The 17,251-nt window shown below is 40.0% G+C and carries 15 protein-coding genes; 13 read left to right on the forward strand and 2 right to left on the reverse strand.

Annotated elements, in window-relative coordinates; genetic code table 11:
• The first annotated feature begins 1 nt into the window (after window position 1).
• Genes C8R30_RS00790 through C8R30_RS00805 form a run of 4 tightly spaced genes read left to right on the forward strand, consistent with a single transcriptional unit; the run spans window position 2 to window position 1,849 of the window.
• A complete protein-coding gene (locus C8R30_RS00790; protein ID WP_107789292.1) occupies window positions 2-478 on the forward strand; it encodes a hypothetical protein in 477 nt (158 codons plus the stop codon).
• Window positions 478-771, forward strand: a complete 294-nt coding sequence (locus tag C8R30_RS00795; protein WP_107789293.1) for a head-tail joining protein — start codon at window positions 478-480, stop codon at window positions 769-771. Before C8R30_RS00790 ends, C8R30_RS00795 begins: the two co-directional genes overlap by 1 nt.
• Window positions 747-1,166: a hypothetical protein gene (locus tag C8R30_RS00800; RefSeq protein ID WP_107789294.1), complete on the forward strand. Its 420-nt coding sequence runs from the start codon at window positions 747-749 to the stop codon at window positions 1,164-1,166. The genes C8R30_RS00795 and C8R30_RS00800 overlap by 25 nt, the downstream gene beginning before the upstream one ends.
• Window positions 1,167-1,207: 41 nt before the next feature.
• The gene (locus C8R30_RS00805) at window positions 1,208-1,849 is read left to right on the forward strand and encodes a phage tail tube protein (RefSeq protein ID WP_107789295.1); all 642 of its coding nucleotides are present in this window, start codon (window positions 1,208-1,210) and stop codon (window positions 1,847-1,849) included.
• Window positions 1,850-1,911: 62 nt separating this feature from the next.
• On the opposite strand, the gene C8R30_RS00810 is transcribed toward C8R30_RS00805, so the two are convergent.
• On the reverse strand, window positions 1,912-2,784 hold the full coding sequence (locus C8R30_RS00810; RefSeq protein ID WP_107789296.1) for an NUMOD3 domain-containing DNA-binding protein: 873 nt from the start codon (window positions 2,782-2,784) through the stop codon (window positions 1,912-1,914).
• Window positions 2,785-2,909: 125 nt separating this feature from the next.
• On the opposite strand from C8R30_RS00810, the gene C8R30_RS00815 reads away from it, so the two are divergent.
• The 6 genes from C8R30_RS00815 to C8R30_RS00840 all read left to right on the forward strand — a co-directional run bounded on the left by C8R30_RS00815 (window position 2,910) and on the right by C8R30_RS00840 (window position 12,314).
• Complete coding sequence (locus tag C8R30_RS00815; protein ID WP_107789297.1) at window positions 2,910-3,293, forward strand: hypothetical protein; 384 nt, start codon at window positions 2,910-2,912, stop codon at window positions 3,291-3,293.
• Between the two features lie 254 nt (window positions 3,294-3,547).
• Window positions 3,548-7,579, forward strand: a complete 4,032-nt coding sequence (locus tag C8R30_RS00820; RefSeq protein WP_107789298.1) for a tape measure protein — start codon at window positions 3,548-3,550, stop codon at window positions 7,577-7,579.
• Window positions 7,579-9,009, forward strand: coding sequence for a hypothetical protein (locus tag C8R30_RS00825; protein ID WP_107789299.1), 1,431 nt, complete (start codon window positions 7,579-7,581; stop codon window positions 9,007-9,009). The genes C8R30_RS00820 and C8R30_RS00825 overlap by 1 nt, the downstream gene beginning before the upstream one ends.
• A complete protein-coding gene (locus C8R30_RS00830) occupies window positions 9,010-10,170 on the forward strand; it encodes a tail fiber domain-containing protein (protein ID WP_107789300.1) in 1,161 nt (386 codons plus the stop codon).
• Between the two features lie 16 nt (window positions 10,171-10,186).
• Window positions 10,187-10,486 (forward strand): hypothetical protein, encoded by a 300-nt coding sequence (locus C8R30_RS00835; RefSeq protein WP_107789301.1) that lies wholly within the window; start codon window positions 10,187-10,189, stop codon window positions 10,484-10,486.
• Window positions 10,470-12,314: an RCC1 domain-containing protein gene (locus C8R30_RS00840; RefSeq protein WP_107789302.1), complete on the forward strand. Its 1,845-nt coding sequence runs from the start codon at window positions 10,470-10,472 to the stop codon at window positions 12,312-12,314. Before C8R30_RS00835 ends, C8R30_RS00840 begins: the two co-directional genes overlap by 17 nt.
• A 256-nt stretch (window positions 12,315-12,570) precedes the next feature.
• On the opposite strand, the gene C8R30_RS00850 is transcribed toward C8R30_RS00840, so the two are convergent.
• A complete protein-coding gene (locus C8R30_RS00850) occupies window positions 12,571-13,401 on the reverse strand; it encodes a hypothetical protein (protein WP_107789304.1) in 831 nt (276 codons plus the stop codon).
• Window positions 13,402-13,624: 223 nt separating this feature from the next.
• Between C8R30_RS00850 and C8R30_RS00855 the strand changes: the two genes are divergently transcribed.
• The 3 genes from C8R30_RS00855 to C8R30_RS00865 all read left to right on the forward strand — a co-directional run bounded on the left by C8R30_RS00855 (window position 13,625) and on the right by C8R30_RS00865 (window position 17,091).
• Window positions 13,625-14,185 (forward strand): hypothetical protein, encoded by a 561-nt coding sequence (locus tag C8R30_RS00855; protein WP_146162664.1) that lies wholly within the window; start codon window positions 13,625-13,627, stop codon window positions 14,183-14,185.
• A gap of 99 nt (window positions 14,186-14,284) precedes the next feature.
• Complete coding sequence (gene ggt, locus C8R30_RS00860) at window positions 14,285-16,003, forward strand: gamma-glutamyltransferase (protein WP_090666049.1); 1,719 nt, start codon at window positions 14,285-14,287, stop codon at window positions 16,001-16,003.
• Between the two features lie 155 nt (window positions 16,004-16,158).
• Window positions 16,159-17,091 carry an ADP-polyphosphate phosphotransferase gene (locus C8R30_RS00865; RefSeq protein ID WP_090666051.1) on the forward strand — a complete coding sequence of 311 codons (933 nt, stop codon included), beginning with the start codon at window positions 16,159-16,161 and terminating at the stop codon, window positions 17,089-17,091.
• Window positions 17,092-17,251: the final 160 nt, after the last annotated feature.

Consider the following 17,251-nt stretch of genomic DNA (forward strand, 5'->3'; position numbering starts at 1 on the left):
AATGAAATTGTCAGAAAAAATCAAGGTAATTTCCGCTTGCCCACCTGCAGCCTTAACGAGTACTGCCGGAGACGGTAAATACATTAGCCTTCGTAACGTTGAAAAAGTATCGGTTGTTTTGAATATCAAAAACGGGAGTACTGTAACCGCTGGTAATGTTGCACTTTATCAATCTTCTAATGTTTTAGCTGCTGGTGAAAAAGTATTGCCGTTCACCAGTTACTACAAAAACGAGGATGTAGCTAATACCGAAGTATTAGTTTCAGCAACGGCAAGTGATAATCATTTCTTGACTAATACCACAAATACCCAATTGCTTCAATATGTTATTGAAGTTCCATTGTTCAATCTTGACCATGAAAATGGATATGACTGTATTAGGGTTGATGTGGCTTCAATGGCCAATGCGGTGGGCGATGCTTTCTACTTGGTGGAAACGAAACAAGCACCTGCAGATGTAACGCTAACCGAAGATTAATGTTAGAAAATCTAAATCTATATTTCATCGATTTTGGTGTTGATGTGGAGGTTGGGGGAGTAACTCTTAGGGGTATATTCTCCAACCAATATGTAGATGCAGATGGTATAAGTTCACAAGTGGCTAACTTGACCGTTAAAAGTTCCGATGTGGAATTATTGGAACTTGAGAACGGAACCGAATTGATTTTTCCAAATGGTGATACCTACCAAATAGCAGACAGTCAACCAGATGGAACAGGTATCACTATTTTATTACTAGAAAGAAAATGGAAAACATACGGACTCAGTTAAGTAAGATTGTCAAGGATGCAATTGTTGACGCTGGCATAAGATGCTTTTATTCCAGATTCAAGAACGTAAGTGAGAATGAATTACCTTGCGCCATCCTAGAAATTCCAAAAGTTCAAAATGAACCAGCAACAATAAATGGGTTATTAAGAAGAACTTATTTTGTAACGGTTGAATTGAAGCATAAGGGATTTGAAGGGGTTGACAATGTCATCGACGATTTAATGAATAAGGTAGAAAAGGCAATTGTCACTCACCCAAAATTGGATGGGAATAGTTATTGCGTTGAATGTGAAATTTCCAAGAACGATGAAGCTGACCAATTGATAATCAATGCAACTATGCTATTTAGCGTGACGTTTCATTCATTGGCAAGTGAGCCGGATTTAGAGATTTAAATAAGTTAAAAAATAATAAAAATAATAAAGGAGTAATACAAATGGCATTTTTAATGCTTAGAGTTGCAGCAAAAATAGGATCAGAGCTGAGCAATACAGCACCAATAACTGGAATAACGAAGGGAAATACGAACACTGTTATCGAGTGTACGAATAATTTTACGACAGACGATATTATAGTTTTGGACTCCACAATTGTTGGTAGTCCGCAAGCTAGAAATGTGATTGCCAAAGTCAAATCGCGAACCGCAGCAAATGTAACCGTTGAGATTGATTCTAGCAAATGGGATGATTGGGTCAGTTCTGGTAATGTTTCGAGGGTTGCAACATGGATCCCGATGACAACGGCAACAAATCTACAATTTGCAGAACCGACGCCACAAGAGCAACAAATTCTAACCATTCACGACGAACAGCAGACTACCCTCTTCGGAGTTGATGCTGCGCCAGTTGTTAGCATGAGCGTTTATACCGATCCATTTGATCCGGCTACTGTTGAAATCCGTAAAGCGGCTAAAACTAGAACTTTACGCCCTGTAGCATTTGAGTTTCCGAATGATACCGCCATGTTAGTAAATGGATATATTGTTGGCGGCCGCGGGGTTTCTGGGGGTGCCAACGAGGTAGCCACTGGTGAAGTAAGGATATCCTTACAATCGCCGGAGTTTTGGTACGAGCTTTAAATCAATTTTAATTAAGATTAATTCTTAACTATGAGGGGATTAGGGAAACTTAATCCCCTTTTTCATATTCTACTTGGTTTAAATTTGCAATTGTCAAAATGATACCGTTTCATATTAGAAACCCCTCCTGTTTTATTGCAATGAGGGCAAGTGATTATTCGATCAGGAATTCCTCTCCTAGCCAAACTCAATTTTCTCTTGGTCTCTTCAGAATGTTTCTTTCCATAATTTGGATGATTTTCTCCTTTATTAGCCAAACTCATTTTTCTCTTGGTCTCTTCAGAATGTTTCTTTCCGTACCGTGGATGATTTTCTACAGCATACTTCCCTTTATTTGTCTCACTAATTTTTTTCTTGGTCTGTTCAGACAATTTCTTTCCATACCGTGGATGATTTTCTCCAGCATATTTTCCTCTCCTAGCCAAACTCAATTTTTTCTTGGTCTCTTCAGACAATTTCTTTCCATACCGTGGAGATTTTTTTCCTCTCCTAGCCAAACTCATTTTTTTACGTGTTTCTTCAGACATTCCTTTTTTAGCCAAACTCATTTTTTTTCGTGTCTCAGCAGAAGGAGTTATTCCTGCAGTAGTAAATTTTGAACCTTGATTGTGTTTATTCAAGTAATCCTTATCATTTTCAATATCAAATAATTTATGAAGTAATGCTTCACAAAATAGTGCTTTATCTTTAGTGTCAAAAATTTTTACACTCTCAACCTTAAAGTTTTTAATCCCCCCATCAAGTTTTATATTTTTCCTTACCAATCGTGATGAAGTGAAATAACCCTTTCTATGTCCTTTACTTTTACCTTCAATATATTTTTCTATCGGCCTAAACAGTTCTTCTGGATGTGATCCCTTAGCAGTCCTTGATCCGATATACCATTTCCCCGTTACTTTATGACTTACCGCATAAACATAATATGTCGTATTCATTTTTCTCCTTTATTAATTTGCAGAATTATAACTCCACTTATTTTTTACCCTTGATTTTTTAAAATTTTTTCAAACAAAAAATCCATATAAATAATTAGATCGCATCATAATTTATAAGGAAAAACATGAGCTTATCTTTAATCCAAAGAATCCAGAAAGAACGCGAAGTTACTCTTGAGCATCAAGGAATAACGTTTACTTTCGAGTTGCCCACACTAGAATTCATCCTAGCCAATCTTGAAACCGACCTAACGCCCCAAGATTTGGCGAGAAAACAAATCCTCAATTGGGCGGGGATGAATGAATCCCACTTCCTTTCAGATGGCAACCCAGAAGTTGAAGTGCCTTTCAGCTCTGAGCTATTCGATATTTTCATTGCCAATGACATTGAACTTGCAACTCTAGCCCTAAACGCATTCACACAAAAATGCATTGAAAAACAGAATAAGAAAAATGAATTGGGAAAGCCTTTGAAGAGTTCATCGCGTGGCAAGAAATCGGGCAACTAAAGACAAAAAAAATCAATACTAAAAATTATGTCCCCCCACCTGAAATCATCCAAGCGGTTGAAATTTGGAACTTTTTAGGTGGGGGATTCGACGCATCAAAACTAGATATACCATTTGCATATTATAGAGTGGAACAAGTTGAAGAAATGATTCATCTGTTATTGATGATAAGGGATTACAGGTTGGAAAAGCAGAAGGCAGAAATGTCCCAACAATAAAGCCAACAAAAATAATAAAAACAATAAGAAGAAAGTATGGCAACGAAAGCTCAAATAGACATAGTCGGAAATGATCTAACGCAATCAGCATTTAAGTCTGTAATCAATAACATAGAACAGACTAATAATTCTGTTACTAAGTTAGAGAGATCACTTCAATCTGGATTTTCAAATTTAAAATCAACCCTTGGTTTTGGCCTTGCGGGTTTATTTTCTGTATCGACAGTTAAATCTATTGCAGATGCAAGTATTCAACTAGATAGAGTTTTTTCTGCTTTAACGGTTGGCACGGGGTCGGTTCGCGATGCAACTAAATCTTTTGAATTTTTAAAAACTGTTACATCCCAGTTAGGGATCGATTTAAAAACTTCATCTGAGCAATATTCTAGATTGGCCGCGGCCGCAAGGGGAACCGCATTAGAAGGAAAAGCTACTCAAGATTTATTTGTTGCTGTTGCTCAAGCTGCGGGTGCATTGGGTCTTAGCTCTGATGATACTGGCCGAGCATTATTAGCACTGCAACAAATTGTTTCTAAAGGAAAAGTTTCACTAGAAGAACTTTCGGGCCAATTGGGCGAGGTGATCCCAGGCGCAATGCAGATGGCTGCTAGGGCAATGGGGCTTACTGTCGGTGAGCTCAACAAGATGATATCTTCTGGTCAGATAATGGCTCATCAATTGTTACCTGCCCTTGCATCTGAAATCACAAAAACATTTGGCGATCAAGCAATTGCAAATTCTCAAGGTTTAAACGCTCAATTAAACCGCTTGAATAATGCAATGTTCGATTTGAAAATTGCCATTGCCGAAACTGGTTTGATTGAGTTTTTAACTACAACTGTCAAGTGGGGCACTCAAGCAGCTAATGTCCTAGCTAGTGTATTTGGTGGTGGCGCTAAAGTATCCGAAATAGATAGTCAAGTTAAAAAAATCGATGATTTAACAAATAAATTAAACTCGTTAAGGGATAAAAAGAATATCCCTATATTTGGCGAAAAAATATTATTCAATAAAAAAGAAGAGGATTTTCTTCTTTATCAAATTGAAACGGCCAAAGAAGAATTAGATAAGCTCAAGCAATCAGCCAAGGAAACGAAACAAGCAACGCAAGAAGTAATCACTCCCCCTAAAACTGGCGGTGGTACTGGTGGAGGTAAGCCTACTGGTGGAAAATCCAGAAAGCCTGAAATTTCAGAATCTGAAAAATTCATTGCCCAATTAAAACAAGAAGCCGAGCAAGCGGGTTTGACGAAACTTGAATTGACTAAACTTCAAGCGGCTAAACTCGGATTATCCGAACAATCAAAAGAATACATTGCCCACCTTGAAGCATTGCATGACAAGCAAATTGAGGAAACCGAAGGCGCAAGAATATGGAATGAGGAACTTAAAAAGTCACAACAGGTAATCGAATCTCTAAAAACTCCACTCGACAAATTACAAGATGAATTGACAGAGTTAAAACGATTACATGACAATGGATTATTGAGTTTTGAACAGTGGAAACAGGCAGCCACTAATGCAACTGTAGAATGGTCAAAACTCGGTAAAGGCACGAAAGATACACTAAGGGATTCTAACCAGTATGTAGTCCAAGCAGCAAGAAATATGCAAACTGCATTTGCAGATTTCCTTTTTAATCCATTCGACAAAGGACTAAAGGGATTAGTTAAGTCATTAGGGTCTACCCTTTACAGAATGGCGGCTGAGATAGCATCCAGTAAATTATTAGGTGGATTTGAGAATTTATTTAAGGGTAAAAGTTCTAGTGGTTCTGGTGGTTTTTTTAATCAATTATCATCAATTTTTAGCACTGGCTCCACCTTAAGTAATTTTATTCCAGGATCAAGTTCTATTGGGGCATTTATCTCCGGTATGGGTGGCGGTACAGTTCCAGGTGTCTCCAGTCAAGCTGCATTAATGGGTACTCAATTTGCAACTGTTGCAGGCCCACTTCTAGCAAATGCCATTGGCTTTTACTTAGGCAAAGAGATAGGCGGCGATAAGAAGCTATTTGGAATGAATAGCACTATCACATCTGCTATCGGTACTGTTTTAGGTGGGCCTTTAGGTGGGATTATTGGCGGTAGCCTAAATGCTCTATTTGGTAGAGGCCCCTATAAACTCAATGCCAGAAACTTTATCGGGGAGGTTGATGCTGATTCGGTTGATGCCACTATAAGAGATAAATTTAAGTCTAAGGGTGGATTATTCACATCGAATAAATCTAAGTTCATCTCAACTGAAATTGATCAAGAATTAAAGGAGTTACTTGACAATACTCTTCTCGGTTTCTCGAATTCGATCAGAACTTTCACAAAAGAATTACAGATTGATGCATCCGCCCTAGATGCATTCAGAGAAGGTTTTAATATTAGAATTGATCATAATGATCAAGAAAAAGCGCAACAACAAATAACAGAGTTGTTCAATTCCTTTGGCGAATCAATGACTAGGCTAGTCTTGCCAAGTGTCGAACAATTCAATAAATCCGGCGAATCCCTATTCCAAACTTTCCAAAGATTAACAGGTGAATTTATCACCCTAGTAGATGCAACTGTCATACTAGGTAAATCCTTACAGGAAGGAAGGGATTTAGTCAAGAATGCTGGTTTCGGTTTTCAAGAAACGTTCCTCAAGTTATTTGGTGGAATAGAAAATTTCAGTAATCTTGCAAATCATTTTGAATCTGAATTCCTTGATGCATCCGTTAGAGCAGCTAGAGATCAAGAAAAGTTAACCGAAGAATTAAATAGGCTAGGATTGAATGCCAAAATGACAAGGCAAGAGTTTACCGCCCTAGTCCAATCATATGGTAATGCAAACGGAATATCACAAGAACTATTCGCCGAGCTTCTAGTTTTAGCTCCTTTATTTGATAAAGTACATGATTCGATTGAATCCGTTAATGAATCGACCGAAGGCTTAACTGATGGATTCGCCCAAGCCGTTAAAAATATTGACGATTTAAAGAATGATCTTCAACAGGCTTATGATTCCCGATCATCCTCATTAACTGCTATTAGGGATTCATTCAAACAGATTATCAATAACTTATCTCAATTTAGGCAATCACTAGGACAAGGGGCTTTGTCTCCATTAACCCCTGCCCAAAAACTAGATGAAGCTAGAATTGCATTTAATCGAGCCGTTTTAGGGATGAGATCAGGCGATCAAAAAGCCTTTGAAGAATTGCCAAGGGTTGCGGAGGAATTCCTCAAGGCATCTCAAGTTTACAATGCTTCGAGTGCTACCTATGTATCTGATTTTAATCTGGTAAGAAAAATACTAGAAGAAGCAGAGGGTTATGCTCAAGAGCAAGTTGATTATGCAGATGAGCAACTTAAGGTTTTAAAAGAACAAGTATCAGGTCTACTTGATGTAAATGACAGTGTCAAGTCGGTAGAGGATGCCATTAGGGATTTAATCGAAGTAATGGCTGCCACAACTGGCAATCAAAATATAACCAATGAGCAGATCAAAGCGGTAGCCAATGATCCTAATTTATCCAACAGTCAAAAATTAGATTGGGCAAAAAGTAAAGGGGTTTCTGATAGTCAAATTATATCTGCTGTTCCAGGCGTTACCCAAAAAGACCTAACCAATATTAGATCAGGAAGTTATATATCGGATAGTCAAATTAGGGAATTTGTGAATGCCAATTCCGGTAACTTAATGGCCGTTTATGATGCTGCAGTATCAAATGGAATTAGCCGTCAAAGATTAGCTTATGCAATGGGATGGAGTGTTCAGGAGATTGAAGACTGGGTTAGAAAGAATAATCTAGCCATGTTTAAGTCAGGAACTGATTTTGTACCGAAAGACGGAATAGCCATGTTGCATAAAGGGGAAGCAGTCATTCCTGAATCAGTATCAGGTTTAATCAAAGAATTAATTCAGGAAGTTAAGGAATTGCGAAGAGAACAAAATAGGCAGACAGATGCATCAATAAGAACAACTGTTCAATCCAATATCGATAATGCGGAAAGAATTATAAACAGCACAATGCAAAGTGTAAAAAATCAAGTTTGGGTTAATACACGTTACAAAATTGCGGGGGGAAGATAATGTCATTCCAAGATTGGATAGAATCCGATTCTACATATAAGTGTGTTTTAGTTGATGTCGATGTTAAGGATGGGGCAGAAAAAACTTTAAATTTATCAAGTAGACCGTACCCTGGTTATAACCCAATTGTAATTGGTGATTCTATATCAATGACAGAAAGATTATCACTGGATGGTAGAAGTGGATTTACCGTTGGCGATATCGAATTGATGAATGCCGATGGTTCAATCGATTCTTATTTAGATTACATATGGGCTAATCGTTCCGTTAAAGTTTATGTTGGTGACGTTAGATTTGATAAAGTAGATTTTGAATTGGTGCTGGACGGTGTCACCGATGATATTGATTCCAAATCAAGGGATGTTTTAAACATTAAAGTTAGGGATAAATTACAACGATTAGAATTCCCTTTAACTGAGAATTACTTAGGGGGCAGCGGTAATAATAAGGATTCATTGTTGCCGTTATGTTTTGGGGAGGTTTTTAACATATCTCCTTTGTTGGCCGATGAGGCAACTTTAAAATATCAATATCATCAAGGGGCAACTGAGGGAGTTATTGAAGTTAGGGACAATGGAGTTCCGGTTGGATTTACCGCCAATAACACAACGGGTACTTTTGTACTTACTCAAGATCCATTTGGGCAAGTTACCTGTAGCGTTCAAGGGGATAAGCCCACAAACTGGAATACAACAGCAGCCAATATAATCAATAGAATTGTAACTACATATGGTCACAGTGATTTAAGATTTTCTGGTGGGGATATCGATTCATCAAATTTTAATGCTTTTGATTTAGCCAATCCCCAACCACTAGGTATCTATATCGATTTATCCGATACTGTTTTAAACGTATGCAATCAAATCGCACAATCTGTTGGCGCTCAATTGATGGTTAATAGACTGGGTAAATTACAACTGCATAAGGTAACATTAACCCCAACAGGAACCCCTACTGAAATCACAAGTAAAGATATTATTGCCGGTTCTTTATCTGTCGCCCAGAAAATAAAAGTTCAGGGTAGTTTCAAAGTTCAATATTGCAAAAATTGGACTGTTCAGCCGGTACTCGATACTAGAATACCTGCAGCCCATAAAGATTTATTGGCTAAAGAATGGCTAGAAGTTAAGGCTGAAAACGCAACAGTTAAATCTAACTATAAGCAATTGGTAGAGGTTGAAGCAATCCCCACTTTATTATTACAAGAATCGGATGCTCAAGATTTGGCGGATCATTACCTTTCCATCTATTCCACCCCTAGATTCATTTTATCCCTAACTGTTACCCCTAAATTTATGACAATGAACTTAGGGGATTTTGTAACAATAACAACAAATAGATTTGGGTTAGATAGTGGGAAAACAGGTCAGGTGGTTGGGATTCAAATTAATTTGGGGAATGGTAACGTTAACCTGGAGGTGTTAATTTAAATGGCTGCAACAATAAATCCACGTGATATCTATTTGGACAGTGAGGTTACAAGGAAAAATCAAGTAACCATTCCACCTGAATATAATATAGATTACTTACAAGTTGATAATGGCCCACCTGCAACGGCAACATCTAATTATTTCAGCACATCCACAAGTAACCCAACAGGTGGAAATGATGGGGATGCACACTATAATTCATCCACTAATACTATGTGGTTCAAGATCGATGGAACTTGGCGCAAGGGGGGAACAATTAATGCTGGCGAAATAACTGTTGGCACTTTAGCTGCAGCCAGGATTGCCGCCAATTCAATTACCGCCGATAAAATCAACGTTTCCACCTTATCAGCCATTGCCGCTAATTTAGGAACTGTTACCGCTGGCACTATCTCGGGAAGTTCTAATATTGAGATTACCGGAAGGGGTGCGTTTAAAGGAATGGGATTAACTGAAGGACAAAATGCCTCCTTAGTAGCTAATCCCACAAGTGCATCGGGTGGCTTTGGATTATGGGCTGGTGCATCTTCATCCGGTTATGCTGCTGTACTTGGTAGCGGATCAAGTGCTGCCAATGGTGTGACCGGAACGGCTTCTGGTTCTGGTCGAGGTGTAACTGCCATTCATACCGGAAGCGGTACTGCATTAGGCGTTATTGGAAAAATGACGATTACCGATACCTCACTAGTGTCTAATCTTAACGCCGATATGGTAGATGGTTACCACTCTACTTCATTTTGTAGAACCATTGGCTCTCATTCTGGAACTGCAACTGTATCATCAAGTAACTTCAATGTCCTAAGTTCGGTATCTGGTGTTTCGACAAGTGGCGGTGGATCAAATATAACCATTTATTCAGTTTCCGATAAAAGACTTAAATTTGATATTTCACCCGAAAGATTAGGGTTGGATTTTATCAACAAATTAAATCCGGTTACATTCAGGAAGAAAGACAATCCCGATATTTTATATCATGGATTTATAGCCCAGGATATGAAGGGGTTGGTAGAAGGAAATGACGATTGCTTACATTATCTAAATCCAAATGGATATTGGGGAGTGGATTATATGGCAATGACCGCCCCATTGGTTAGAGCTGTTCAGCAATTAAGTTCCAAGGTGGAGAGATTGGAAAGAATAAATAATAGTATCACATCATAATAATAAGGAGAAAAAAGTGAGGGATAAAACTTTTCATTTTGGCAAAAAAGAAGAAATTGTAACAATGCTATATAGCCCAAGCAAAAGAATAATAATTGAGGTTGGCGTAGGAAATAATGTCAATGGAAATTTTGAAGAATTACCCAATCAAAACTACGAACAATATACACTTGATATTGAAACCGGCCTTGCCAATTTTGAATCCAATGCTGAGATTATGGCAATGGTAGAGACATTTAAAAATTATTGTTGGGAGACTGTTGTAAATCCAATTAGAGTTGAAATCGAGGCGAGAAGAAATGCTGATATTGGGTAAGGATAAAGTTAAAACGGCTAATGTAATTGTTGATAGTGAGGCTGTCGATTATCCAGTTTCAAATTTAAAGAGTGATAGAAAATCATCCACCTGGAGATCAAATAACACTAGTAATGCAAGTATTACCGTGTCATTCGATCAGGCAATAGATAATGATTTTGTTGGATTCGCTTTAAATAATTTTGATGCAAATACCAGTATCCAACTAGATTATATTGTGCCTGGTGACTTGGAAAGCAGATCATCTCCTATTCAAATTCCAGGTACAAATTGGTGTGCCTTTGATATCGGCAACGAAACTAATGCATACTCGGTTGCTATAAAAACCGATGGCACTTTATGGGCATGGGGGTGTAATGAATTTGGTCAACTAGGGCAGAATGATACTATTGATAGATCATCTCCTGTGCAGATTCCTGGAACTAATTGGTGTGCCGTTAGCGCTGGTTATCAACATGTACATGCTGTAAAAACTGATGGCACATTATGGAGTTGGGGAAATGGTGGTGCAGGTAGATTAGGATATGGTATAGGCGGAATTCCGCAATCATCCCCAGTTCAAATTCCAGGTACTACTTGGGATAAAATATCTGCAGGACTAGGTAATTCTATTGCAACCAGAACAGATGGTACTTTATGGACATGGGGTAGTAATGCTTCTGGTCAATTAGGACAAAGTAATACTATAGATAGATCATCTCCTATTCAAATTCTAGGTAATGCTTGGAGGGATGCTGCTGTTGGGACTATTTCTTCCGTTGTTGCAACAAAAACCGATGGTACTCTATGGGCATGGGGTAATAATATTACGGGAAGTTTAGGACAGAATGATACTATTGATAGATCATCTCCGATACAAATACCAGGTACAAACTGGAATAAGATATCATTAAAAAATTCTTTTGTATTAGCAACCAAAACTGATGGGACTCTATGGGCATGGGGTGCTGGAGGTACTGGAGTACTAGGACAAAATAATACTATACCAAGATCGTCTCCAGTACAAATACCAGGAACAGATTGGGATAAAATTTCTGCTGGCAGTTTCCATTCATTAGCAACTAGAACCGATGGTACATTATGGGCATGGGGTAAGGGCACGGAAGGGCAATTAGGGAATAATTTAGCGCAGCATAGATCATCTCCGATACAAATACCAGGAACAGATTGGAATAGAGTTGCTGCTGGTGCTAATAATAGTATGGCCACTAAAACCGCTAATACTTTATGGGCATGGGGTTATAATAATATAGGTCAATTAGCCACAGGAAAATTGCAACAATCATTCCCACCTGTTACCGTTGGGCAAGTGTTCGATCCTCCTGAAGGTTTTGATACCAATAATAGTTCATCTTTTGCTTATGGTGGGGGAAATTATTTTTCAATTCAAACACCTAATCATCAAGTGCATGATATTAACATAACCATTGATTCATCAACTAATCCTGATGGATTCATTGAAATTTCAAGATTAGTTGCGGGTAAATCGATTCAAACTAATTATGGCGCGTCAATTGGAGTTGTTTCTTCTTTAGATGACCGTTCGGAGGTTACAAGGACTGAGGCCGGAGACAGTGTAGTTGATTATAGGCCAGTAACAAAATCACTTGAATTTAACCTTGCTCATTTAAATAAATCCGAAAGAGCAGAATTGATTAATATTTTCAGGTCAGTGGGAAAAAGAAATCCGGTTTATGTTTCATTGGCACAGGGTAAAGATGAGGACTTTAAGAAATCGATGGAGATATATGGGCGGCTAGATGATTTATCTTTAATTCTGAATGAATTATATGTGAGTGAGTGCAGCATAAAGATTGATGAGATATAGCGTAAAAAAGGGATGGCTAAAACCACCCCTTTACTTTCAAAAAAACGTTCTGATAAATTTATCAAAATCCATGTATTGCAATTTTATCAGCATATCCTTAATCTCTTCCCTTGTCCCAATGAAATAATATTCCGTTTTATACTTGTTAATTTCCTTTTTTAGTAGGAATTTTTTGCACTCATTCATCAAGAAATCGTATTGGTCTTTGCTCAGTCGATATGCATTCATGATATTTTCGTTCATTTTTTTCCTTTCCTTAATCAATGGTTTGCAATACATACTCGACTTGAGCTTTCAAATTTGGAATATTCCTAGCTCCATTTATTCCATCAAAATTACCCCATGTGAAAATTCCTATCCCTGAAATTAAATATCTATACTCATTATATAGGTCACTGTATTTTTCTAGTTGATCGATAACAACGGCTTCATCTGCAAAATTGAAAGCTCCAGCAATCAAGAATATTTTTTGATGAGACAACATAGAATCATACAGCCAAGCCGCATATTCAAATTGTGATCTACCGCCACAATCATCAAACGCCCCGTAACAGTCAAAGGCTATATGATCAGCCGCCTCCACAGTTAATACGTTTTCGTTTGGTCTTTCGGCTTTCTGAATATTGAGTTCTAAAAATGCTTCCACATGAAGCATTTGATATCCTAAAGCGAGTTTTAAATTTTTAAAAAGCTGTCTAGTGTTAATGTAATCTGCGGCTATTTCATTACATGCAGTTTGTTTTCCTGCATGACAGGCTTGTCTAACCCACCAAAAAGGTTCATCAAGCATAATCATTATTTTATGATTACCAAGCGCATTTAACAATTCAGTTGGGTCTTTAAATATAAAAGTTCCCGTGTCATAATCCCAAAAATATCTGGAAATCTCAATTATAGGTAGCATCCTGCCTTGGTTTACATCCAATACATTTTTTAAATTTTCTAGGCTGTCGGGCACGTACCCAAAGGCAGTTGAAAAACTAGCAACTTCATCTAATTGAGATGAATCCGTTATCTGTACCCCTTTCCATGCTGAGGCATTAAAGGAAAGGGTAAGGAAAAGAACTGCCGCTGCAAAAACTTTCATGAACTTGTCTCCTAGTATAGTTTTTTGTATATCGACTATTCTTGAAGTTTTAAGTGATTGAATTAATTAGAATATTTACTCAATCACGTTTCTTCAGGGGACAAATTGTTTTGCAGAAGAACAGTTTAGCCAACAATTCATCTATAGTTTTGAGCGTGGCGCCGTTGGTTTTACCCCTGTTTTTGCCGACCTTCCAGCCGACTACGACCCCAATAGCTATGAATTGGATTTTCGGCATGAACAGTTGCCCGCTCCGCTGTGGGGGTACTCAGGATTACGCTTGACCGGTCATAATCGATCGGATGATTTGGCTATGTTGATCAAAAGCCCTATTCGAGGTCTTCAACCCTCAACAGTCTATCGGGTGGAAATCGATGCGGAGATTGCCAGTAATGTACCGCAAGGGTGTATTGGGGTGGGAGGCTCCCCGGGAGAAGGCGTTTATGTGAAACTGGGCGCTGTCGGTATAGAGCCCAATGCTGTAATCGACAGTAGCGATAACTGGCTCCGACTCAATATCGATTATGGCAATCAATCTGAATCCGGAGCGCATGCACGGGTCGTTGGCAATCTTGCTAACAGCCAACAATGTGACGCCGGTGCAAATGTATTATGGGAGCTCAAGCGGGTGAGTACGGAAGGACAGAAAATTTTTGCACAAACTGATGAGAACGGCACTTTATGGGTGTTTGCAGGGACAGATTCAGCGTTTGAGGGTCTGACCCAGTATTATTTGACGACGCTGCGTATTCGTGTGGAATCGAAAGAACCTTCACTGCCATAGCGCATCGATGTCTAGGACTCCATTATTCATGTTTGCTTGTTGGTTGTATGATCGTATCTCATTTTTGACCCTGCTTCGAAACTTTGTTACTTTGCAATCATGCGAAGTCGAACGCTTTTCCTTTACATCTTTATTATTCTGCCAGGGTTGGCGTGGGCACAGCCGGATACGGTCAAGCCTAAGCAGCCTGCTGTGGCAAGTGCTAACGCTTACGCAACCGATGCTGGATTGGAGGTTTTGGCAGCAGGAGGCAATGCATTCGATGCTGCGGTGGCAATCAGTGCCACGCTCGGGCTCGTTGAACCGGAAAGTTCAGGATTAGGCGGGGGCGGTTTTTTTCTGTTGCGCAAGCACGATGGCCATGTGGTATTCGTTGACGCACGCGAACGAGCGCCTGCCGCAGCGAGCCGTGATATGTATCTGGATACAAAAGGGCAGGTCAAGCGCAGTCAGGCGATCAGCGGTCCCTTATCTGCGGCTATTCCCGGCTTACCCGCAGGGATTGTACATATCGCTGAACGGTACGGACGCTTACCCCTGTCGGAATCTCTAAAGCCCGCTATTCGTTTGGCGCGTGTAGGTTGGAAATTTGGTGAGAAAAACCGGACAATGTTTGCTTTCAAGGCAGATGTCATTGCCCGCAATGCGGCTGCAGCAGCGCTGTTTCAGCCTGATGGCAAGATACCGGAAATCGGTAGCCGGCTATATAATCCGGATTATGCGCAGGTACTCGAGCGGCTGGTGCGCGAAGGGGTAGCAGGGTTTTACCACGGCGCTTTCGCTCGTCACATGGTCGAGGAAGTCCGCAAAGCGGGCGGTATCTGGACGATAGAGGATCTTAGCAGCTACACCGTCGTCGAGCGTGAACCGATTCGATTGCGGCATCGTCATTTCGAGATTATTACTGCACCGCCCCCTTCATCGGGGGGAGTTGCGTTGTCGCAGATATTCAATATCCTCGATGGCTACGATTATGTATCGATGGACGATGCTACCCGCGCTCATCTCTTTATCGAAGCAATGCGGCGCGCTTATCGTGATCGCGCAATTTATCTAGGCGATCCAGATCATGTCGTTATACCGTTGGATATTTTGTTGCACCCGGCTTATGCGGCAGGCTTGCGTGCCAGTATCCACCCGGATCAGGCTATGCCGAGTCGATTATTGCCGAGTGTAAGCCAATATGCCGAACGCCCTGGCACTTCACATTTCTCCATAGTCGATCAGGAGGGCAATATGGCATCGGTCACGCAAACCGTGAATTTACCCTACGGCAGTGGCTTCGTCGTCCCAGGAACAGGCTTTTTGCTCAATAATGAGATGGATGATTTTTCAATTAAGGCTGGTGTGCCTAATGCTTATGGGTTGATTGGAGAAGACGCCAATGCGATTGCGCCTGGGCGTCGGCCATTGTCTTCAATGACACCCAGTATTCTGATCGGTAGTAATCGCGTAGCTGCCTTGGGATCACCAGGAGGCAGCCGTATTATTACGACGGTGCTGCTGGGTATCTTGGCATTGATCGACGGGGATGATGCGCAGGCGGTCGCTAATTTACCACGCTATCATCATCAGTATCTGCCCGATGAGATTTCAGCCGAATCCAATGCATTCGATACTGAAACCATTGCCGCTTTGGAAGCAAAAGGTCATACCGTCAAGGTGTACGATCGTACATGGGGAAATATGCAATTAGTGATTTGGGATCCAACGACAGGCGAAGTGCAGGTCGGCAGTGATTTTCGTTGGCAGGGTATCAGTAAAGGCGCGGTAGGTGAGCCAATAGAGAAAACAGGTAAAGAAATAATATTTAGATAAGTATTTGTGTATATAGCAATATGTACAAATTCTGGCGTTATCTGGGCTATTAAGCTGAAATGATAATTTGATATTGATTTCATCTGACATGTTTTACCTCAAAAATTTGCCAGCTGATTCATTTGGTTCGAGGTTTTTCAAAAAGGAGCAATACCATGGGGAACATCAAAGAAATAACTATTTCCGATTATTGCGTTAAACCTGGGAGTCAGGTCGACCTCAGCCAGTGGCAGACTCGGGTCAAGCCCTACTATGAGTCGAAGCAATCATACAAAGAAAAATTGAAAACCGATATCAAACGACTGAAAAAAATCCAGCGTTTACTCTATGCACATGATCGCTATTCTTTATTGATAATTTTTCAAGCTATGGATGCTGCGGGCAAAGATGGCGCGATTCGACACGTGATGTCCGGTGTCAATCCGCAGGGTTGTCAAGTGTATAGTTTCAAACATCCTAGTGAAACAGAGCTCGACCATGACTTTTTATGGCGGACCCATCGGGCGTTGCCTGAGCGTGGACAAATCGGTATTTTCAACCGTTCTTACTATGAGGAAGTTTTGATTGTGCGGGTAAAACCAGAGGTATTGAAAGCACAGAATCTGCCTGATACTTCCTTGAATGAAAATGATTTCTGGGGACAGCGCTATCGATCGATCGTTGAATCTGAGGCACATTTGTACCGGAATGGAACGCGTATTATCAAATTTTTTCTGCACCTTTCCAAAGATGAACAGCGGCAACGATTTTTGGCGAGAATTGATAATCCCAACAAGAATTGGAAATTCTCTGATGCGGATATGGAACAGCGCCAAGCCTGGGATCAATACATGGCAGCCTATGAAGCTTGTTTGACTGCAACCAGTACTGCCGAAGCACCTTGGTATATCGTGCCTGCCGATGACAAGAAGAATGCGCGTTTGATCATCTCACAAATCATTGTCGATACACTCTCTAGCTTAAAATTATGTTATCCACCCACTAGCAATGCGCGCCGCAAGGAGTTGTTAGCCATCAGGAGCTTGTTGGAACAAGACAAGGATGAGGGTTCACACCGCAAGCATAAACCGACATCCACTGCCAATTAAACGCCCACCGACCAAGTAGATGGGCGCTGAATGATTTTATTCTAGTTTTGCATCTTGCTGCAAAAGTCTATTAACTAATTATTAGATGGTTATAGCATCAACGGCTATCGCAGCGCAGCCGAAAAAAATTGTAACCTGACTGCCAGTTGAGATTTTGTGG

Source organism: Nitrosomonas nitrosa, assembly GCF_003051105.1.
GTDB classification, from domain to species: Bacteria; Pseudomonadota; Gammaproteobacteria; order Burkholderiales; family Nitrosomonadaceae; genus Nitrosomonas; species Nitrosomonas nitrosa.